The sequence below is a fragment of the Chitinophagales bacterium genome, assembly GCA_020636535.1.
Lineage (GTDB): Bacteria > Bacteroidota > Bacteroidia > Chitinophagales > JADIYW01 > JADJSS01.
In genome coordinates this window covers 77,804-97,703 of record JACJXT010000012.1, presented here as the reverse complement: position 1 = coordinate 97,703, position 19,900 = coordinate 77,804, and the positions used below count along the sequence as shown (strand labels likewise).

Here is a 19,900-nt window from a genome sequence, read left to right as displayed (position 1 = left end):
AATTACTATTCAATATTTTATATAAAAATTAATTGGTATTTGTTGAATTGATTTTACTGCTGTTCCACAAACTATTTTAGGATTCCATCTTGGCATAAAATTAACTACTCGTAATGCTTCATTTAAATATGCTTTGATGTAATCTCCATTTACAACTTTTGGATATTTAACATAACCTTCTTCATCTACTATAAACTGTACAACAACACTACCATTCATATTTTGTTGCGATGCTTCTTTTGGATATTGAATATTGTTTTCAATATAACTCTTTAATGCACTTGGTCCATTTTTGTATTCCGCTTCTTGAGTAATTCCATTACAAGGACTAATTGAAACATTATCCCAAGATTCTTTCACCATGATTTCGTGTTCATCAAGAATTTCGAACTTAATAGGTAAAGTATATTTCATTTTAACAGGAATTCCATTTTGTGTTGCAGGAATCCAATTTGGCATTGCATTGACTAATCTAAGTGCTTCATTATTGAAATTTCCACTTATATCTTTATTTTTTATTATTTCTGCATCAGCAATAGAACCATCTTCATTAATAGTAAATTGCACATAAATTGTAGCTTCTTTCTTTTTCTTGTATTCTGTTTTTGGATAAACTAAACTATCTGTTATAAATTGAAGCATAGCTTTTGCACCACCATTAGGAAATTCTGGTTGAGTATTTATTGTGAAATCAGCTAGTGTATTTTCTTCTCTCTGTGTTATTTTAAATTTAATTGGTAAAGTATAATAAACACTAACTACTTCGTTGTCATTATATCCTGGATTCCAATTTGGCATTACATTTACAATTCTTAAAGCTTCATTATTTGCATCATCACTCATATTGCTTTTAATAACTGTTGGATTATTTGTTTTACCTTCTTTATCAATATAAAATTTCACATAAACCGTACCTTCTTTTCTTTGTAGTAAATCATTTATTGGATAATTTAAGTTATTATAGATAAAATAAACAAGTGAATCAGTTCCTCCTTTAAAACTTGGTTGTGTTTTAGCATACTCTAAAATTTCATCAGAAGCAAAAGAATTATTATAAGTTACTATCAATGTAACAACTAAAAATAAATATTTTAATATAGTTTGCATCTTTTTCACCAAATACTAATGACTTATTAACTAATGACCAATGACTAAAAATATCCTTGTTTTTTTCTGTCTTCCATAGCAGCTTCACTTCGTTTGTCGTCGGCTCTTGTACCTCTTTCTGTACTACGAGCAGCAGCAACTTCTTGTATAATTTTTTCTAGTGTATCTGCATCTGATAAAACTGCTCCTGTACAAGTAATATCGCCAATGGTTCTAAATCGTACGGTCTTTTCTTCTGCTACTTCTCCATCTTTTTTATTGATGTATTCAGAGTCATCATACAATACACCATCTCTTTCAAAAACATTTCTTTGATGTGCAAAATACAAGCTAGGAATTTCTATATTTTCTAATAATATATATTGCCAAACATCCATTTCTGTCCAGTTACTAATAGGAAATACTCTAAAATGTTCGCCCATGTGTTTTCTGCCATTAAAAAGATTCCACAATTCTGGTCTTTGATTTTTTGGATCCCATTGTCCAAAATCATCTCTATGGGAAAAGAATCTTTCTTTGGCTCTAGCTTTTTCTTCATCTCTTCTTGCACCACCAAGAGCTGCATCAAATTTATTTTTTTCAATAGCTTCTAATAAAGGCACTGTTTGTAGTGCATTTCTACTAGCATTAAATCCTTTTTCTTCTCTAACCAAACCTTGGTCAATAGCTTCTTGAACAGAAGCAACCAACAAGCGTAAGTTATATTTTTCTACTAAATGATCTCTAAAATCAATGGTTTCCTGAAAGTTGTGTCCTGTATCTACATGCAACAAGGTAAAAGGAATACTAGCAGGATAAAATGCTTTGATGGCTAAGTGCAATACTGTAATAGAATCTTTACCACCAGAAAAAAGTAAACAAGGATTTTCGAACTGAGCAGCTACTTCTCTAATTACAAAAATCGACTCAGCTTCTAATTCTCTTAAATGCGTTAAACTATAATCCATATTAATTTATATTTTAATTTTATTGATAAAAAAATCGTAGCACAATTGCACTGATTGCTCTACACTTTGCTCAGCAGTTTTAATTTCTAATTGTGCATTTTCTGGTGCTTCAAAAGGTGCATCTAAACCAGTAAAATTTTTAATTTCGCCAGCCAATGCTTTTTTGTACAATCCTTTTACATCTCTTTTAGCACATTCGTCAAAACTTGCATTGATATACACTTCGTAGAAATCATTTTCTCCAATAATATCAGCGGCTAAAGTTCTAATGTCTTTAGTTGGACTTACAAATGAATTAATGGTAACAATGCCACAGCTAATAAATAGTTTGGTAACTTCTGCAATTCTACGAATATTTTCTACTCTATCTGCTTCAGAAAATCCTAAATTATTATTGATGCCAGTTCTAATATTGTCGCCATCTAAAACCATAGTAACAATACCTTGTTGATGAAATTGTTTTTCTAATGCTTGTGCAATAGTGCTTTTTCCAGAACCAGATAAACCTGTGAGCCAAATACACAATCCTTTTTGATGCAGCAATGCTTCTTTGTCGCTTCTTTGTAAAAGCTTGTCAAAAATTGGATGTATGTTATTGTTCTTTTCCATGTAGAAATGGCAAATATAGTATTTTGTTTTAATTCTACCAATAGTATATCGGTTTTATAGACTAATGGTTTTTGGTGATTTTTTACATGACACTTTTTCTTAATTTATTGTAATAATTAAGAAAGTGTGCTTAATGTTTTTTACATTTGAGTAGCAAAAATGGGTAACACTTTTATATAAATCTAAATAAATATGAACACAAATTCGCAAGATGTATTGAGTACGCCAAATAATAATACTGTTTTTATGGTTTGGAATTTTAAAAACGACACTGCTATTGAAGCTGCTTTTAAAAATATATGTACACTTGTAATTAATATAAATAATACTGCGAGTACTCGTTTTCCAGACAAACATTCGAGTGTAGTGTTAGGTATTGGATATGATGCTTGGCAACAACTGAATTTGTCTACACCATTGCCTAAAGAATTTGTGCATTTTGATGCGATAAAAGGTATTAAACATGAAGCAGTTGCTACAAAAGGCGATTTGCATTTTCATATTCGTTCAGAAATAAAAAGCTATTGCATAGATATTGCTGACTTAATTACTAATGCTTTAAGTGATGTAGCTGAATGTGTAGAAGAAATTCATGGTTTTAAATATTGGGATGGTAGAAGTATTTTAGGATTTGTAGATGGTACTGAAAATCCGAGAGGTGATGACCGAGCGTATTTTGGCATTATTGGTGATGAAGATAAACAGTATAAAGGTTGTAGCTATTTATTTGTTCAGAAATATAAACACGACATGAAAGCTTGGAAGGCATTATCTGTTCAAGACCAAGAAAAAGTGATTGGCAGAACTAAGGTAGATGATGTAGAAATGTCTGATGAAGTAAAACCAAGCAACTCGCATTCTGCATTATCTAATGTTGGAGATGATTTGAAAATTGTAAGAGATAATTTGCCTTTTGGTAGTGTTGCCAACAATAGTATGGGAACTTATTTTATTGCTTATGCTAGTTCATTCAATACAATAAAAAAGATGTTGACCAATATGTATATTGGTGTTCCTGAAGGCAACTACGATAGAATTTTAGATTTTAGTACAGCACAAACTGGTACGCTATTTTTTGTACCTACACTGAATATGTTGAAACAGTTTGCTGAGTAATTTATAAAGTGTTGTTTTTTAAATTATATTAGAAAAAATATTTTTAATATAAATATAGTTTTAGTTCATTTTGTCTTGATGCAAAACGAACAAGATTCTGAAATAAATTCAGGACAAGAAGCATTTAAGGAATTTTGCTTTTCTTTATATTCTTGTTTTGGTGAAGCAAATCGATGATAAATTTGTTTCTACATGCCTATTGCTCGTTCCTCACAATGCAATTACGAGACATTTACATCTATTGCTAAAAATGCTTCTACGCCAAACTGTTTTGGTTTTATGCTTCTTTTATTTATTCTCACTAATTTTATTGTAAATCGTTTTTGATTACTCTTATATCATTTGCATATTTTATAGAATTGTTTTACTTTCAATAAAATATATTATCAAATGGAATCGAAAGAATATAGCAACGGAGAAATTACTATAGTTTGGCAACCTCATAAATGTATACATGCAGGTATTTGTGTTAAAATGCTACCTAAAGTATATCATCCAAAAGAAAAACCTTGGATAAAAATTGAAAATGCTACTAGCGATGAATTAGTTGGACAAGTGGCTAATTGTCCGTCTGGTGCATTGAGTATTAAAGAAGAGTAGTTTTAACTACTTGGTTTTCCATTAAACTCTGAAAGATATAGATACCTATTATTTGGTATATTTTCTATATATATAAATTTTGTGTTAAAAATTTGTTTATTAAAGCAATTAGTATTAGCTTGCTTATTATTTACTTATAAAACATTAACCATGAATTTAAGATTAAAACTTGATACCTTATAACCAAGCCACTAATGGCATGAGTGCTAAATTGAGTAGTACAGGTGGTTTAATTGCTACTTACACTGGATTAAGTGATGCTATACCAAATGATTATAGCAGCTATACAGAAGAGCATATTATAAAAATGTATACTGGAGGAAACCATGGCTTTGCAAGTGAAAATGCTGGATTTTTAAGCCAAATACGCACCGATGTAATTAACTGGTTAAATGGACATAAATAAAAGTGCTATGAAAAAGATAATTTTTATACTATTGGTTTTGGTTACAATGATTAGTTGTAAGAAAGAGAATAGCAATTCTAATATTTTAGAAGGAAAAGTAAATTACCTTATTATTCAGGATAATTATGGCACAGATACGCTTTTATTTTTACTACGATAGCACAGATTTATGGTTGGAGAAAATAATATTTAAAAATAATGGACTGGCTGTATTAATTGATAAACCTATTAACGACTACATAAAATTTCTTATGAAGACACTAGTGGTATATATAATAGTTTTACCAAATTTATATTGCAAAACAATAAGATAGTTAAAGAAAGTTATGTTGATGAGTTTTTAAATGAAGCCGAACAGTGTAAATTTTATACTACTAATTTTTACTTAGATTCTCTTTCTGCTGAAAATTATGGCAATATACCTTCATTTGGAAATTCGATTATAAAGAGAGCATTGTCTTATACCAATGGCAATATAGATTCTATAACGGTTGAATACTCTATTTTTATACCTCCTTCTTCCTATAATTATTATTCTTTAAAATATATTATGGAATACGGCGTTCATTATAATAATAATATAAATGTTCCGATATAAATATGCTGTATCCACTTTTTATATTTAATAATTATGATACTATCAATGTTCTTCCTTTTGTTGCTAATCCGTATTATTTTTTAACTATAAATGGCTATCAAGCATTTAAACCCAATAATAATTTAACTAGTAAAATTACTATAGTAATGGAACAGGTTTAGTAGAAGATAATATTATACGGTTTAACTATTTGTTTGATAATAAGAATAGAGTAAATAAAATAACAGCAACTAACCAAAACAGTAGTGGAAGTATAGAGTTAGTATATTACTAAACTAATTAAGCACAGATGTAATTAATTGGTTAAACGGACATAAATAAAATACTATGAAAAAGATATTCTTTATTATTCTATTAGCTTTGGTTACAATAATTAGTTGTAAAAAGGAAAATATAAACATGCTAGATGGTAAACTTAAAATTTTACAATGACAACCAATACAGCAGATACAAACATTGTACTATACTTATTATTTAAATTACAATAATAATGGATATTTAAATAAAATTATATATAATAATAAACCTTTTATAATTATTGAAGAACCTGTGTCTAATAAAATTAGAATGCGAATAAATCAGAATATAGATAGTAATAGTACAAATGAAGTTTATACAGATTTGTATTTTTATTTGAATGGCAACTATTTTAATAGCGTTACAAGATTAAATGCATTTACAGGACTAGAAGATACAATTGCGAGCTATGAAACTGAAAATTCTTATATAAAAGATATAAGTCACGAGTATTTGTTAGGTTATTATTATACCTATTTCAACTTTGAATTTAATAACGGCAATATTATAAAGTTTAAAAATGGTTATACTAATTTTTTTGGTTGGCAATATGTAGATTCAATAATGGTTTCTTACAATAGTTACTTAACTCAAAATATAAGTAAAGCTCCTTTTCAATATATAGGTTATAGTTATACTTATTATTCTCTTCCGCCAGTTCATCTCATTGATATATTATTTTTATTAGGAATAAATAACTACTATCCATATCAACCCAATAGGAATCTAATAGCTAATATCAATAATATTAGTCAATATACTTATTCTATTAATAATAATTTATTAAATGATATGAATATTATAAATAATATTACTAATTTCAACCAAGATATACATTTTGAATATTATTAAATATGCACAGATATAAATTGGTTAAGCATGGAATGCTGTACTTTATTGCTTAAGTACTACTTGGTTTTCCATTAAACTCTGAAATAAATATCTTAACTAATAATATAAAATAAGATATTAATAAAGGGCCAAAAATTAATCCTAGGAAACCAAACAACTGTACACCTACAATTACGCCAAATAAGGTAATGAGTGGATGTATATCTGCAAATGCTTCTAATAAGAACATTCGTAATAGATTATCTATATTCATAATTAAAAATACTGCATATAATGCTAAGCCAATTGCTGCACCAGTATCTCCACCAACAAATAAGTAGGTTACTAATGGTACTACTATCAATGCAGAACCAACTACTGGAATTATGGAACAAACACCAGTTAGAAATCCCCAAAGAATTGGATCGTCTATTTTAAAAATATAGTAGCCAATAGTTGCTACAAAACCTTGAGAGAATGCTAAAACTGGAATTCCGATAGCGTACGATTTTACTATGCTTTTAGTATTGTAGCCAATTTTATCTATGTTGTCTTGACTTAGTGGTAGTAGGTTGCTAATTGCTTTTGACATATTATCAGAGCTTTTTAACATATAATATAATATTAAAAACATAATACCGATATTAGTCACTAAGTTAGATGCAGAACCTAATAAGTCTGGTATAAACGAAGACACTAAAGCTGGTATTTTTTCTAGGTTGTCTTTAGAAAGAAAATTTAAACCAGTTCTAGAGTATATTTTATATGCTATTTCTTTTAAACCAGTTAAATAAATATCGTTGTTTTCGTATAAGTCGATTAATCTAGGACCTAGTACATATGAGATTAATCCTAATGGAATTAATAAAACCAAAGCATCAAAAAACATGAGTAATGCAATGACTACAAATTTGTTCCATTTTTTCTTTCTAGTAAAAAAGTCTAACCACGACTTATTGAGTATGTATAGTGTAACAGCTCCTAAAAAACCAGTTATGGTCATTTCTAGTTGAAAGAATAGCAAAACGGCTAAGCCAGTAATGACTACTAAGAAGGAAACTAATCTTAATTTATCTTTGAATTGTATCATTATTTTCAGAAATATGGTTCATTAAAAATAACAAACATTCTTTAATATTGCTATCATTATCAATAGCAACATATGGATATTGATAAATTAATACTTGTTTCCACTTATTATTGGTAGGAAATGGAAAGTAAAAGCTGTCATCATCAAAATTGCGATGTAATTCTACTTTTGCTAAAATGTTGAGTTTTAACACAGGATTATATTCAAATATATAATAAACGCCATTTGTATTATTTGTTTTTATTAGCAAATGCTGAAACGATTTTACACAACTAGATTGTGGATACATATATCCTAGATAATAAAATGGATAAGTCATTTTAATATATTCTAAATCATTTTTTATTAACCAACTTTCTAGCTTAGTTAATTCATTATCGTACCAATCTGATATTTTTGTTGGCAATTGATCATTTTGATATGACAACCATTTTTCTGTCATCCAATCATAATAATCCATATTGCCTAGTCGCAGTTTGTAATTAAAAGGCGAATCAATATCTGTAATATAACCTGGATAGTAGTATGAGAATTGATGTTGTTTAGCGTACTCAATTTCTAACAACATTGTATAAATTCCTAAACTATACTTGTGATAATCTTGCTCAAACACGCCTAAAATACTAGCAATACTTTCTTGTCCTACATCAAAAATACTAAATGCAATTAATTTATTATTATGATATATATTTATTTCATAGCTATTAAAGAATGCATGTTTACGCATATCATACAAAAAGTGTTCTAGTGTGTAAGATGAAGTATCTCCTTTAAATCGGACTTTGTGTTTAGCGTAGAGTGCATTTTTTTCGGCAGATATTTGAAACGGTTTTATAGTATATGTAAATATTTTATTATTTTTATTGATGAGCTTTCTTAAACTTTTTGTCCACTCGTGTTGTCTTAAATTAATTCTAATATGAAAGGCGTTCATTAAGTTATTATCGAAATACAATATTCTAGTACGCATCATGTAGTTGCCTGTTCTAAAATATCCAGTATTTAATAATAAGTCTAATTTTAAATCATTAAAAGACTCATTTGGATAATAATATTCTAGTGGTTTTAACACAAGTCGAAATTAGTAATTTATTACGAAAAAGTTTTATTTACTGGCTACTTTCGTATTGATACAAAACAAACAAGGTGCTGAAATAGATTTAGGACAAAATGCATTTAGTTAATACTTATTTAAATCATTTCTTTTAATAAATTAATCTGTTTTACAGAACCCAATACAATTAAAAACTGATTTTCGTTTATTGTTACTGTTTTATCTGGATTGATTAAGAAGTTTCCGTCTTCTTGTTTTAAACCTAAAATTGTAGCACCAGTTTTGCTCCAAGCATCTAAATTGCCAATGGTAGTCTGCTTAGTAATATTGAGTTCGGAAACTGTAATATTTTTGTCGGTAGAAAGTGTATCAATAAACTCTTTTACATCTGGATACATTACTAAAGTTGCCATATGTGCACCACCAAGTTTGTCTGGCATAATTACATTACTAGCACCAGCTAATTTTAATTTAGCAACAGAAGATTCGTTGGAAGCTCTGCTAATTGCTTTGATTTTTGGATTGAGTTCTTTGGCAGAAAGCACTACAAAAACATTTTCTGCATCGTTTGGAAGTGCAGAAATAATGAATTTTGCTTTTTTAATTCCAGCTTTTATTAATATTTCATCTTGAGTAGCATCACCTCGTATTAGATAATCGAGATGTTCTGTAGTTTCATCAAAATCGTTATCTATAATAACAATTGGTATATTATTTTTTTGTAAGTCTTCGTAAGCTTTGCTACCATTTCGTCCGAAGCCACAAATAATTACATGATTGTCTAGTTTTTTTACTGCTTCTTCCATTTTTATTTTTTTATAGTTGTATCTAATATCTGGATCAAAAAAGAATTTAGATATTCTTGTTAATGTATAAGTAAAAATTATTAAATTAGATAATATAAGTATTATTGTAAATGATTTTCCTTCAAAAGAAAGTTCTTTTACTAAACCAAAACCAACAGTAGATAGTGTAATTACTGTCATGTAAACGGCATCGATTGGTTGGTAATCTTCTATAATAAAAAAACCTACAGAACCGATACTAATTAATACTATAAATAATACTAAGTATATTAATAAGTTTTTCCAAAGAAGTTGATAAACTGTCATTGTTTATAAATTAGAAGTGCAATTGACAATAGCAGTAAGATAGTAATAATTATGCAAGTTGTTATATTATGTTTATTTAAAATAAATAGTTTTTGATAATTGCTTTGTTGTGTAATGCCTGCCCAAAAGTAAGGTTGACAAGCCATGGCATCTGCTTGTGCTAGATAATCTTTTTTGGCTTGTTGTAAACTTGTAGCAATAGATTTTTTTAAAGTCCAATTTTTATAAAAGTTAGTAATGATGTTTTGTGTGCTTTTGTCGTTTAAATTCCAAAGCGAATAAACTACTTGATTTACGCCTGTGTACTCTAAACCATATACTAAATTTAAATTGCCTTCTGCTTTAATGGCTTTTCCAAAATTGGTTTGACAGCTTGCTAAAATAGCAACATCTGCTTGTGTAGCGTAGGTTAGAAAATCCTTTGTTTTGAATATTTTATTTGTATTGTCGCTTTCAAAAATAATTCCAGACTCTAATTCTTGTTTGCTATTTTGATAAGTGTGTGCTATAAAATGCAATAGTTTTGCTTTGCAGAGTTCTTGTTTTAAATCATTGTAATTATTTATTATTTTATTTTTTATAAATTTTTGTTGTATTGACCTTGCTTCGGAACTTGCATAGTTTAGTTGTAGTTTTTTAGAAGTATAATTTGGTTGAACAATATTTCCTGATGTAATAAACTGATGTTTGTTTTTGTTGTTGTAATGATATATGGAATAGCAGTAGTTGATGTTGGCATGATATAAATAAAAATTGTGTATGTCTTTTTTAGGATTTACTTTAAGTGCTTCAAACGGAATAGTGGCTAAATCTTCGTGAGTACAAAAGATAATATTAGCATATGTTTTTTTAGGAGCTAGATTTTTATATAAGCTATACGCTAAATAATTATTGTATTGTTTGTTGGTAATAGATTGTTTTAGCTGTTTGATTTTTTCTTTAATGGTTTTACTATCGGCAATTTCTTTAAATAGTAATTGCTTGTTTTCTATTGTAATTTGATACAATTTGTTTTGCGTAAAATAATAGTCGATAAATGCACTTTGTTTATTTAAATGTGCTTGTAATTGTTGTAGCAATTCTTTATTAAATTGATGTTCTATTTTTATATATTTATTTTCTATTTTATGTACTTTGTATTCTGCTGCTGATAATTTTTTTTGATATTGTTGAATTTCATTATCATCACCAGAAGACTCTATCAACTCTTGCCAAGTTTTTATACTAGCAGATAAATAATCGAGTTGCTGACTAACAGACTTTGGTAATTTTGCTTTCAAGTAAGTTTTTTTCATTTTGCTATTAAGTAATGCATACTTACTTTGAGTACTATAATCTAATGCTTTTAAAATATATTTATTGTTTTTAGTTTTATTATATAAAGAGTAAGTACAATCGTAAGCAGTTTTATATAAGTTGTCCATTTTTTCTGTAATGGCAGCTTTAGTAAAATAACCGTAGTAATTAAATCGTAGAGAATTAGCAATAGCAATGGCGTTATCAATTTTTTGTAATAGTGTTTCCGAATATTTGCTACTATCTTTGCTTGTACTTATAATGTTGCACAGTTGTTCAATCGTAGTCCAATAATCGTAAGCATAAATAATACTATCTTTTTGTGTTGTTTTTTCAATAGCTTTATTGATGAAAAAATAACTACTATCTAACTGATTTTGTTGCAAGGATAACTGACTCAGTTTTGTATAACAATTGGCACTATACGGATTTCTATCACCATAATAATTATTGAAATTATTAATACAATTATATAGCAACAGTTTACTTTTATGAAATTGATTTTCTTTTAAAAGAATTTCTGCTTTTAAACTGTTCGCATTGCTTATAACAATACTCTTATTATTAATAGTAGTTTCTATTGTAATAGCTTTATCAATTGTAGCTAATGCAATACCATTTTTGTTATCTAAATAATATATAGTAGAAAGTTCTATTAATGCATCTACTATGTTTTCATGTATAGCTCCAAAGTTTTCTTGTGCAATATTTTTAGCTTTAATCAAATAATATTCAGCTTTTTTAAAATCTTTTAATTGTCTGTAAATTACGCCTAAATTGCTATAACTGTAATAGAGTTCGTAGTTATTAGTACCAAAATTTTGTTCAATATTGTCAATATCTTTTAAGCTATAATTAATCGCATCATTATAATCGTCTGTACTAATTTTTAAACCAGCCATGCTTCCATAAATCTTTGCTTGCAATGGATGATTCTTTAAGTTTAAACTATCCAATATATGTTTACTCTGTAATAAATATTTTTCCTTTGTACTATAGTTGGCATACTCACCTTGTAATGCACCAATATTATACAAATACAAAGCGTTAATTACACTATAAGTTAAGTTACTTTTCTTAATCAACCGATTTGCCTTTTCGTACCAAATTGCAGCACTATCTAAATCACTATAGTAATAATAAAAACTACCATAATTTATATATAATATTATTCTTTGTTTATTGCTGCAACTTTTTTCTTTCGATTGATTTAATGCTGCTATAAAATACTGTTTGCTTTTATCATATTCGTTTTCTTCTAAATAATATCTTGCCAATAAATTATTTTCAGACAGAGTAAGTGTTTCATTCTTTTCAATATGATGAATAATCAAACGCAGACTATCAAACATTCCTTTTGCTAAAAAATAACTACCTAGTATATTATTATAGTCAGTCGTTTTAATTAATGCATCACGATAGAACCTTTTAGTCATCAACTCAAAACTATCTACTTGCCAATTTTCTAATTTAGATTTTAATATTAGCACGATGTCTTTAGTCGTATCATTTGTAGGAACATTTGCTATGTTTGTAGCAATATGATCATTTGGTTTTTTATTACAACCAATAATAACAGACAAAAATATTATCCAAAAAAATATCGCAAATAGACTTAATATTCTTTTCACCATACTAAATTAATAACATCTCATTAATAGAAAAACCTAATCCTTTATTTATTTTTGATTGATTAATAATAGGATATGCAAAAGAAGATAGCAGTTTTACCAGGAGATGGCATTGGACCAGAAATAATTAGAGAAGCAGTAAAGTGTTTAAAAGCAGTAGCTCAAAAATTTAATCATGAGTTTGAGTTTACCGAAGGACTGATTGGTGCAGCAGCTATTGATGCAACAGGAAACCCATATCCAAACGAAACACACGAGTTATGTATTAACACAGATGCTATTTTGTTTGGTGCAATTGGCGACCCAAAATATGATAATAATCCGAATGCAACAGTTCGTCCAGAACAAGGTTTGCTTAAAATGCGAAATGATTTAGGATTGTATGCTAATATTCGTCCAGTAAAAAGTTATGATGCTTTGCTCGATGCATCGCCTTTAAAAAAAGAAAGAATTCAAGGTGTAGATTTTGTAGTAGTTCGTGAGTTGATTTCTGGAATTTATTTTGGTAAACCAAGAGGAAGAAGTGAAGACCAACAAATTGCTTACGATACTTGTGTCTATACTAAAGAAGAAATTTTACGCATTACAGAAAAAGCATTTGCATTTGCTAAGCAAAGAAGAAAAAAAGTTACGCTGTTAGATAAAGCTAATGTGTTGGCGACTTCAAGATTGTGGCGAGAAGTAGTTACCGAATATGCTAAGCAACATCCAGATATTGAGTTAGAATGTAACTTTATAGATAGTGCAGCGATGGAAGTGATTACCAAACCTGCTAAGTTTGATGTAATACTAACTGAAAATTTATTTGGTGATATTATTTCTGATGAAGCTTCGGTTATTGCAGGAAGTTTGGGTATTTTGCCTTCTGCAAGTATGGGCGAAAAAGTGGCTTTGTATGAACCAATACATGGCTCGTATCCACAAGCAGCTGGAAAAAATATTGCCAATCCAATGGCTACTATTTTAAGTGCAGCCATGTTGTTAGAATACAGTTTTGGCATGATAGCAGAAAGCGATGCTATTGTTCAAGCAGTAGATAAAGCCATGACAGAAAATATAGTTACCGAAGATATTAATAACGGAAAATATAGTACAACAGCAGTAGGCGATTTTATTGCAGATACTATTTTAAATGGATAAAATTTGAAGATTGCAATCATAGGACCAGCTTATCCTTATAGAGGTGGAATTGCTAATTTTAATGAAAGATTGGCTCAACAGTACTATGATGAAAATGATACGGTAGTCGTTTATACATTTAAGATGATGTATCCTAATTTTTTGTTTCCAGGCAAATCACAAGTGGTAGAAGAAGAAAGAAGTTTTGCTTTTAATATTATAAGATGTATCAATGCTATCAATCCATTGAATTGGATAAAAGTAGCCAAACAAATTTCACAAGAAAAATACGATATTGTATTAGTTGCATTTTCTATTCCATTTTTAGCACCAGCTTTGGCAAGCATTGCTCGATTGGAAAAAAGAAAAAATATAAATACTAAAATTATAGGAATTATTCATAATTTATTTCCACATGAAAAAAGAATAGGTGATAAGTTACTAACGAATTATTTTATGCACAGCTTAGACTATAGTATTGCCTTGTCTAATAAAGTAGAAAAAGATATAAAAAACACTTATCCAGCATTAAAAGTAAATTTATTACAACATCCTATATATGATATTTTTGGTGAAGCAGTAGATAGAAATATGGGTCTACAACAATTAGGTTTAAACAATGTGCCTTATCTTTTATTTTTTGGTTTAATAAGAGCTTACAAAGGTTTAGATTTGCTTTTAGAAGCGATGCAGAAAGTAATTGCTTACGATGCATCTATTCATTTAATTGTAGCAGGAGAATTTTATGATAATATTGAAGAATATAAATCAATCATAGAAAAAAATAATTTAGAAAAAAATATTATTATTTATAATGAATTTATACCTGAAGAAAAAGTCAAATTGTATTTTTCTGTAGCAGATGCTGTTGTTCAACCATATAAAAAAGCAACGCAAAGTGGTATTACACAAATTTGTTATCATTTTAATACACCAATGATTGCTACAAATGTTGGTGGTTTACCAGAAACTATTCCTAATAATGTTGTAGGTTTAATTTGTGAACCTAATACAGATGATTTGGCTACAACTATTATTCAATTTTATAGTAAAAATAAAGCTGCATTTTTTAGAGAAAATATTAAATTAGAAAAACAAAAATACAGTTGGCATCATTTTTCAACATCAATACAAGCAATAGTTAATGATAAATAATATCAAAAACATATTAGATAATCATATCAAATTAGTTCAGCAAATAACTAATGATGCTGTTTTGTTGCAACAAATTCAAGAAGCAGTAAATATATTAGTTACTGCTTTTCAAAATGGCAATCAATTATTATTGTGTGGTAATGGTGGTTCTGCTGCAGATGCACAACATATTGCTGCAGAGTTTTCTAACAAGTTTTTAAAAGAAAGAAAGCCATTAAATGCAGAAGCTTTGCATGTCAACTCTTCTTATTTAACAGCAGTTGCCAACGATTTTCACTTTAATCAAGTATATGCAAAAGCAGTACAAGCAAAAGGAAAAATAGGAGATGTATTGATTGGTTTAACCACTTCAGGAAAGTCTGAAAATATTATTGAAGCATTTAAAGTAGCCAAGCAACTCAACATAACAACTATTGCATTTGTAGGAGAAAATAGGACTTTACTACAACCATTTTCTGATATTATTATAGCAATTCCATCAAACGAAACACCAAGAATTCAAGAGTGTCATATCTTAATCGGACACATTATTTGCGAGTTAGTAGAAGAAAAATTATTTTAGAAAGGAATTTAAATTTATAGTTGTGAATGCTTACTCAATTTTGCATCTAACGCCTTCATTTTCTGAAAGTCCAGCTGCTTCATTATGTCTAACCTGCTGGTCATCTATCGATTGACAAGTATTATCTGCACCACCTTTTAAGAGTGTTTCTACTTTTTTCACAAAAAGAACTTCTCCATTACCACCATTTGATCTACAAACACAATCTCTTTCTCTAGTACATGCTGTTCCCAACATTAAAACAAAAATTAATGCTAAACTTAAATATTTGATAAGTGCTTTCATACTTCAACTTTCAATCCTAAAATTAGACAATCAAGCTATAAAAACCAAATAAATTACTAGGAAATATTGATATTACAAAAATGCCTTATATAACCTGTTGTTGCAAAAAATGAAATAATTTTACTAGAACAGCAGTATCTGCACTACAATAATCGACTAATTGTTTAACTAGTTTTTTCTTTTGATTGACATTTTCTATCAATTCAATATCATTAAAAATACTCATTGCTTCTGCACCATCTTTTATAGTAGAATTATCGTAAATATCTTGCTTAGACAATGCATTAGAAATTGTTTTTAAAGACAAACTTCCCATCATATTATAATGATAATACCAGTAATTTTTAAATATAATTTCTAAGTCTATAATCTTATCTATTCTTTTGTCTATTTCTGATTTTAACTCAGGAAACCAAACAGAAAACTTATGCAAGATATTTTTTTCTAATAAATCGTTAAACACAACAATGCTATTACAATTGGTAGTATCTTTTAAAAATTGTGTTATAAATGCTTTTCTATTGTCTTGATGGTTGGCAATCATAAAATAATGATGCGTTGTTGTAGCATCTTTATTTTCTAATAAATGAATAGAATATAAAAACGGAATGCGTTCATATGGTTTTGTTCCTTTTATGGTAGGAATTGCTGGTTGATAAGCTTCTATATCAAAAAAAGCAATTGGATATTTTATTTGTTGCAGATACTTTTTTATTGCAGATGGATTGGTTTTTATTTGTTGCTTTTGATAACTAGAGACAATTAATTTTTCTTGAGTATTTAATAAACTATTGGCTTTAACATCATAAATGGTTTGTAGTTTTTTTTGTTGCCATGCTTCTTTTTGTTGCAACGAAATACCTTGTAAATTCCAAAACGATGCTGTAGCTACATCTTTCCAACAAGTACCATAAAAATCGCAAGTATATGGTTTTAAACAATGTCCACCAATATCAATTGTAGGCATAGTTGTAGTCGTTACTATTTGAATCGCTTCATTTATTTTTTCTGCTATATATGGTTGTAATGCTTCTATTTTTTCTAATACAGAAGTTTTTACAAAATAGCTATCTAAATCTAACGAATCATTTAAAGTATAATCAGAATTAATGTGTATGATGGAAAAATCATTGATTGAAATCTTATTTTGTTTTAAAATATAATATTGAATGGCACAATCTTGTAAATATGTGTTCGATATTTTTAAAGAACTCTTTACTTCATAAATATTAATAATGCCATTTTTATTTTCTAAGATATCAATTGCAGCCAACAGTCCGTTGTACTTAAAAGCTGCTTCATATATAATAGGAAAATTTTGTTGTAGCAATAATTGTGTTGCTTTAATACTAGGAGAAAAATTGCTAGGAGAACTCGGACTTACATCTTTGCCATTAGGAAACAATTGCCAAGCCAACTTTCCAATTTGATGTCCACGATTAAACTTGTGTTGTAAATGTACACTTGGCTTATCTCTTAAATGATAATTGTATTTATATAAATATAAAGATTTAGCACATTGTATAGAGCGAACCAAACTAGATTTACTTAATTGCATTTTTGCAAAACTATTAATATTTTTTTGCTTATTTTTGATTTTAAATTAACACTTATGAAGCAGAGAGTTTTACTTGCTAGCTTACTAGTAATGGTAATGGTTATTCCAAGTTTTGCACAAAAAGGATTTCAAATTGCAGCCAATGTTTCGCCAGGTTTGTCGTATATGCTAGCACAAAATACTTATTATTTAGGTGCTCAAAGTAAAGAATTAGATTATAAAGCTAAGTTTAGTTTTAATGCTGGATTGTTGTTTGGTTATAACTTTGTTGAAAAACATGGTGTACAACTATTTGCTGGTTATTGTAAAGAAGGTCAGAGATACGAAGACAATTTTAAATGGAGATTGAATGATTTAAATGGAACGCATCAAAAGGAAGTAGATTTTAGTTTCTTGAACTTAGGTGTAATGTATCGTTTTTCGCCAATTTTAAAAGGACAAGCACAAAAAAATCCTAATGGAAATTATGGTGATGGAAGATATAAAATTAGAATGAAACTAGAAGCTGGTGTTGAAACAGATATTATGTTGAGTGCAGACATGAGCTATAAAGTAACTAAAGATGATGGTAGCACAATTGATGCATTTGCGTTATATCCACACATTCCAATTCAGTATGGTGGTTATGGTCCATATGCAGATGCTACTTTAGCAGATGGCGATTATGAAAAATATTTCAGAAAATTTCAAGCTTGTTTAGCATTTAAATATGGTTTCGACTATATCTTTAAAAACAATATGTACTTTGGCTTAGGTTTACATGTTAAAGCTGGACTTAACGATATTAATGCTAGTGATTACAAATCTCATCCAGATTATAAAAAATCTAAGAACTATTTCTTGGGTTTAAATTTTGAAATTGGTTATATGCATCAAAAAAATGATGATAAGAAATCAGCTAGCAAAACACAATATCCAAAATACAAACAAAAAACAGAAAGAGACAAAAACTACAAAGTAGACACACTAGATAAAAAGACTAAAAAAGCGACCAAGAAAAAAGTAAAAGGATTATAGCATAATCAAACTTAGATTAATCACTTAATGAGCAGTCCAACCACCATCTATTGATAGTTGTGTTCCTGTAATTTGACAAGCATCTTCAGAGCATAAGTATTTTACTAATGCTGCAATCTGCTCAATCTTAACAAACTGCTTTGTAGGTTGAGCAGCTAATAACACATCGTTTATTACTGCTTCTTCTGTCAAATTTCTGGCATTGGCAGTGTCAGCAATTTGGTTTTTTACCAGTGGCGTCATTACATAACCAGGACAAATAGTGTTTGCAGTAATGCCATATTCTGCAAGCTCTAATGCTATGGTTTTTGTAAAACCTACTAAACCATGTTTTGCTGCAACATAAGCAGACTTAAAAGGAGATGCTACCAAACCATGTGCAGAAGCAATATTAATAATTCTACCAAACTTATTTTTTTTCATAAAAGGAATAGCATATTTTGAAGTATAAAAAGCACTATTTAGATTCACGGCTATTATTTCATTCCATTTTTCATTAGGAAAATCTTCTACGCTCGATACAAATTGAACACCTGCATTATTAATTAAATAATCAATATTTCCAAAGTTTGAAATAGCAAATTGAATTAACGCTTCAATTGCTAATGGCTCAGTCATATTTGCATTATGATATACCACTTGTATATTATTGTGTTGCATTAAATCTGCTAAAATAGTTTCTACTACAGATGGCTTAGCAAGACCATTAATTACTAAATGAACACCTTCTTTAGCAAGTGTCTGTGCTATACCTAATCCAATACCACTTGTTGAACCTGTTATAACCGCAACTTTGTTTTTCATAAAATACAATTTTTGTTCTTGACAAATCTAATAAACTATTATACAAAAAACCAAAGCCAAAATATAATTTATATAAATAAGTATATGTAATAGTGTATACTTATAGTTTTTAGCATTTTTTATCCAGTTGTGCAACGGTCACTGATGTTGTGCGTTCGGCATTTTATTTTTGGTTAAAATATTTGTTTTCAAATTCGTCAAGTGTCATTATCTTTTCTCCATATTTGTTGAAATCAATTTCTCCATTTATGTTGTGTCTATTTTTAAAATCGGCTATGTTTTTTGCTGTAATACTTTTCATATTTTGAAACTTTAAAAACCATAAAAGTTTTGCCTCAAAACCATATCCTGTTGAGCCGCTTCTTGCCTCCCAATGGAATGCAATTTCGTCAATGTCAAATGAGTTTACGATATACGAACTTGGTTCATTTAATAAAATTGTTTTCCCATCTGAATTTGTCTTAATTTCTAAATTTACAAATACTGCAAAATGATTTTCTCTTTTTGGAATGTTCAAATATTGAAAAGAACCACCAAAATTGGATTTAGACTTAACGTCAAAAGTTATTATTGTCGAATTTGAAAGTTCAACAGAAATGTCTACTGACTTTGTATTTCCCAAAGTAATGTATGCTTTATAACCTAATCTTTGTAGTTGGCTAAAAAACCAAAACTCACCTGATATACCAGTTTGTTCTTTCGCCAT

22 protein-coding genes are annotated in these 19,900 nt (G+C 28.6%); 11 read left to right on the top strand and 11 right to left on the bottom strand.

What is annotated here, in order from left to right; translation table 11 throughout:
- Positions 1-9: 9 nt before the first annotated feature.
- Genes H6553_10215 through cysC form a run of 3 tightly spaced genes read right to left on the bottom strand, consistent with a single transcriptional unit; the run spans position 10 to position 2,663 of the window.
- Entirely contained in the window at positions 10-1,107 is a 1,098-nt protein-coding gene (locus H6553_10215) for an energy transducer TonB (GenBank protein MCB9034201.1), read from the bottom strand.
- A gap of 44 nt (positions 1,108-1,151) precedes the next feature.
- Positions 1,152-2,054, bottom strand: coding sequence for a sulfate adenylyltransferase subunit CysD (cysD, locus tag H6553_10210; protein ID MCB9034200.1), 903 nt, complete (start codon positions 2,052-2,054; stop codon positions 1,152-1,154).
- A gap of 6 nt (positions 2,055-2,060) precedes the next feature.
- Positions 2,061-2,663 carry an adenylyl-sulfate kinase gene (gene cysC / locus H6553_10205; GenBank protein MCB9034199.1) on the bottom strand — a complete coding sequence of 201 codons (603 nt, stop codon included), beginning with the start codon at positions 2,661-2,663 and terminating at the stop codon, positions 2,061-2,063.
- Between the two features lie 192 nt (positions 2,664-2,855).
- Between cysC and H6553_10200 the strand changes: the two genes are divergently transcribed.
- The 7 genes from H6553_10200 (at position 2,856) to H6553_10170 (ending at position 6,532) form a co-directional block, all read left to right on the top strand.
- Positions 2,856-3,779 (top strand): Dyp-type peroxidase, encoded by a 924-nt coding sequence (locus tag H6553_10200; GenBank protein MCB9034198.1) that lies wholly within the window; start codon positions 2,856-2,858, stop codon positions 3,777-3,779.
- Positions 3,780-4,169: 390 nt separating this feature from the next.
- Positions 4,170-4,379: a (4Fe-4S)-binding protein gene (locus tag H6553_10195; protein MCB9034197.1), complete on the top strand. Its 210-nt coding sequence runs from the start codon at positions 4,170-4,172 to the stop codon at positions 4,377-4,379.
- Between the two features lie 169 nt (positions 4,380-4,548).
- Positions 4,549-4,785 carry a hypothetical protein gene (locus H6553_10190; GenBank protein MCB9034196.1) on the top strand — a complete coding sequence of 79 codons (237 nt, stop codon included), beginning with the start codon at positions 4,549-4,551 and terminating at the stop codon, positions 4,783-4,785.
- A gap of 7 nt (positions 4,786-4,792) precedes the next feature.
- Complete coding sequence (locus tag H6553_10185) at positions 4,793-4,945, top strand: hypothetical protein (protein ID MCB9034195.1); 153 nt, start codon at positions 4,793-4,795, stop codon at positions 4,943-4,945.
- 135 nt (positions 4,946-5,080) lie between these two features.
- Positions 5,081-5,383 carry a hypothetical protein gene (locus H6553_10180; GenBank protein ID MCB9034194.1) on the top strand — a complete coding sequence of 101 codons (303 nt, stop codon included), beginning with the start codon at positions 5,081-5,083 and terminating at the stop codon, positions 5,381-5,383.
- A gap of 2 nt (positions 5,384-5,385) precedes the next feature.
- Entirely contained in the window at positions 5,386-5,544 is a 159-nt protein-coding gene (locus H6553_10175; GenBank protein MCB9034193.1) for a hypothetical protein, read from the top strand.
- Between the two features lie 388 nt (positions 5,545-5,932).
- Positions 5,933-6,532 (top strand): hypothetical protein, encoded by a 600-nt coding sequence (locus H6553_10170; GenBank protein ID MCB9034192.1) that lies wholly within the window; start codon positions 5,933-5,935, stop codon positions 6,530-6,532.
- A 49-nt stretch (positions 6,533-6,581) separates the two neighbouring features.
- Here H6553_10170 and H6553_10165 read toward each other — a convergent pair whose 3' ends face one another.
- From H6553_10165 to H6553_10150, 4 genes are all read right to left on the bottom strand, one after another.
- Complete coding sequence (locus H6553_10165) at positions 6,582-7,601, bottom strand: AI-2E family transporter (protein ID MCB9034191.1); 1,020 nt, start codon at positions 7,599-7,601, stop codon at positions 6,582-6,584.
- Positions 7,582-8,673 (bottom strand): hypothetical protein, encoded by a 1,092-nt coding sequence (locus H6553_10160; protein ID MCB9034190.1) that lies wholly within the window; start codon positions 8,671-8,673, stop codon positions 7,582-7,584. The genes H6553_10165 and H6553_10160 overlap by 20 nt, the downstream gene beginning before the upstream one ends.
- A 119-nt stretch (positions 8,674-8,792) precedes the next feature.
- Positions 8,793-9,767 carry an NAD-binding protein gene (locus H6553_10155; GenBank protein ID MCB9034189.1) on the bottom strand — a complete coding sequence of 325 codons (975 nt, stop codon included), beginning with the start codon at positions 9,765-9,767 and terminating at the stop codon, positions 8,793-8,795.
- Positions 9,764-12,646 carry a CHAT domain-containing protein gene (locus H6553_10150; protein MCB9034188.1) on the bottom strand — a complete coding sequence of 961 codons (2,883 nt, stop codon included), beginning with the start codon at positions 12,644-12,646 and terminating at the stop codon, positions 9,764-9,766. The genes H6553_10155 and H6553_10150 overlap by 4 nt, the downstream gene beginning before the upstream one ends.
- Positions 12,647-12,769: 123 nt before the next feature.
- Between H6553_10150 and leuB the strand changes: the two genes are divergently transcribed.
- The 3 genes from leuB to H6553_10135 are packed head-to-tail and all read left to right on the top strand — an operon-like array spanning position 12,770 to position 15,530.
- Positions 12,770-13,834: a 3-isopropylmalate dehydrogenase gene (gene leuB / locus H6553_10145; GenBank protein MCB9034187.1), complete on the top strand. Its 1,065-nt coding sequence runs from the start codon at positions 12,770-12,772 to the stop codon at positions 13,832-13,834.
- Between the two features lie 3 nt (positions 13,835-13,837).
- Positions 13,838-14,968 carry a glycosyltransferase gene (locus H6553_10140; GenBank protein ID MCB9034186.1) on the top strand — a complete coding sequence of 377 codons (1,131 nt, stop codon included), beginning with the start codon at positions 13,838-13,840 and terminating at the stop codon, positions 14,966-14,968.
- Positions 14,958-15,530 carry an SIS domain-containing protein gene (locus tag H6553_10135; GenBank protein MCB9034185.1) on the top strand — a complete coding sequence of 191 codons (573 nt, stop codon included), beginning with the start codon at positions 14,958-14,960 and terminating at the stop codon, positions 15,528-15,530. Before H6553_10140 ends, H6553_10135 begins: the two co-directional genes overlap by 11 nt.
- Before the next feature lie 30 nt (positions 15,531-15,560).
- On the opposite strand, the gene H6553_10130 is transcribed toward H6553_10135, so the two are convergent.
- A complete protein-coding gene (locus H6553_10130) occupies positions 15,561-15,815 on the bottom strand; it encodes a hypothetical protein (GenBank protein ID MCB9034184.1) in 255 nt (84 codons plus the stop codon).
- An 85-nt stretch (positions 15,816-15,900) separates the two neighbouring features.
- Complete coding sequence (locus H6553_10125) at positions 15,901-17,373, bottom strand: DUF2779 domain-containing protein (GenBank protein MCB9034183.1); 1,473 nt, start codon at positions 17,371-17,373, stop codon at positions 15,901-15,903.
- Between the two features lie 54 nt (positions 17,374-17,427).
- Here H6553_10125 and H6553_10120 point away from each other — a divergent pair, with 54 nt between their 5' ends.
- A complete protein-coding gene (locus tag H6553_10120) occupies positions 17,428-18,390 on the top strand; it encodes an outer membrane beta-barrel protein (GenBank protein ID MCB9034182.1) in 963 nt (320 codons plus the stop codon).
- A gap of 24 nt (positions 18,391-18,414) precedes the next feature.
- On the opposite strand, the gene H6553_10115 is transcribed toward H6553_10120, so the two are convergent.
- A complete protein-coding gene (locus tag H6553_10115; protein MCB9034181.1) occupies positions 18,415-19,194 on the bottom strand; it encodes a 3-hydroxybutyrate dehydrogenase in 780 nt (259 codons plus the stop codon).
- A gap of 163 nt (positions 19,195-19,357) precedes the next feature.
- A complete protein-coding gene (locus H6553_10110; protein ID MCB9034180.1) occupies positions 19,358-19,900 on the bottom strand; it encodes a hypothetical protein in 543 nt (180 codons plus the stop codon).

Excerpts from the sequence above, each read along its gene's own strand:
- H6553_10155 (MCB9034189.1), bottom strand. The coding sequence starts at position 9,767 with ATGACAGTTTATCAACTTCTTTGGAAAAACTTATTAATATACTTAGTA.
- H6553_10125 (MCB9034183.1), bottom strand. The coding sequence starts at position 17,373 with ATGCAATTAAGTAAATCTAGTTTGGTTCGCTCTATACAATGTGCTAAA.
- H6553_10135 (MCB9034185.1), top strand. The coding sequence starts at position 14,958 with ATGATAAATAATATCAAAAACATATTAGATAATCATATCAAATTAGTT.
- H6553_10200 (MCB9034198.1), top strand. The coding sequence starts at position 2,856 with ATGAACACAAATTCGCAAGATGTATTGAGTACGCCAAATAATAATACT.
- H6553_10115 (MCB9034181.1), bottom strand. The coding sequence starts at position 19,194 with ATGAAAAACAAAGTTGCGGTTATAACAGGTTCAACAAGTGGTATTGGA.
- H6553_10110 (MCB9034180.1), bottom strand. The coding sequence starts at position 19,900 with ATGGCGAAAGAACAAACTGGTATATCAGGTGAGTTTTGGTTTTTTAGC.
- H6553_10130 (MCB9034184.1), bottom strand. The coding sequence starts at position 15,815 with ATGAAAGCACTTATCAAATATTTAAGTTTAGCATTAATTTTTGTTTTA.
- leuB (MCB9034187.1), top strand. The coding sequence starts at position 12,770 with ATGCAAAAGAAGATAGCAGTTTTACCAGGAGATGGCATTGGACCAGAA.
- H6553_10195 (MCB9034197.1), top strand. The coding sequence starts at position 4,170 with ATGGAATCGAAAGAATATAGCAACGGAGAAATTACTATAGTTTGGCAA.
- H6553_10185 (MCB9034195.1), top strand. The coding sequence starts at position 4,793 with ATGAAAAAGATAATTTTTATACTATTGGTTTTGGTTACAATGATTAGT.
- H6553_10120 (MCB9034182.1), top strand. The coding sequence starts at position 17,428 with ATGAAGCAGAGAGTTTTACTTGCTAGCTTACTAGTAATGGTAATGGTT.
- cysC (MCB9034199.1), bottom strand. The coding sequence starts at position 2,663 with ATGGAAAAGAACAATAACATACATCCAATTTTTGACAAGCTTTTACAA.
- H6553_10165 (MCB9034191.1), bottom strand. The coding sequence starts at position 7,601 with ATGATACAATTCAAAGATAAATTAAGATTAGTTTCCTTCTTAGTAGTC.
- H6553_10175 (MCB9034193.1), top strand. The coding sequence starts at position 5,386 with ATGCTGTATCCACTTTTTATATTTAATAATTATGATACTATCAATGTT.
- cysD (MCB9034200.1), bottom strand. The coding sequence starts at position 2,054 with ATGGATTATAGTTTAACGCATTTAAGAGAATTAGAAGCTGAGTCGATT.
- H6553_10215 (MCB9034201.1), bottom strand. The coding sequence starts at position 1,107 with ATGCAAACTATATTAAAATATTTATTTTTAGTTGTTACATTGATAGTA.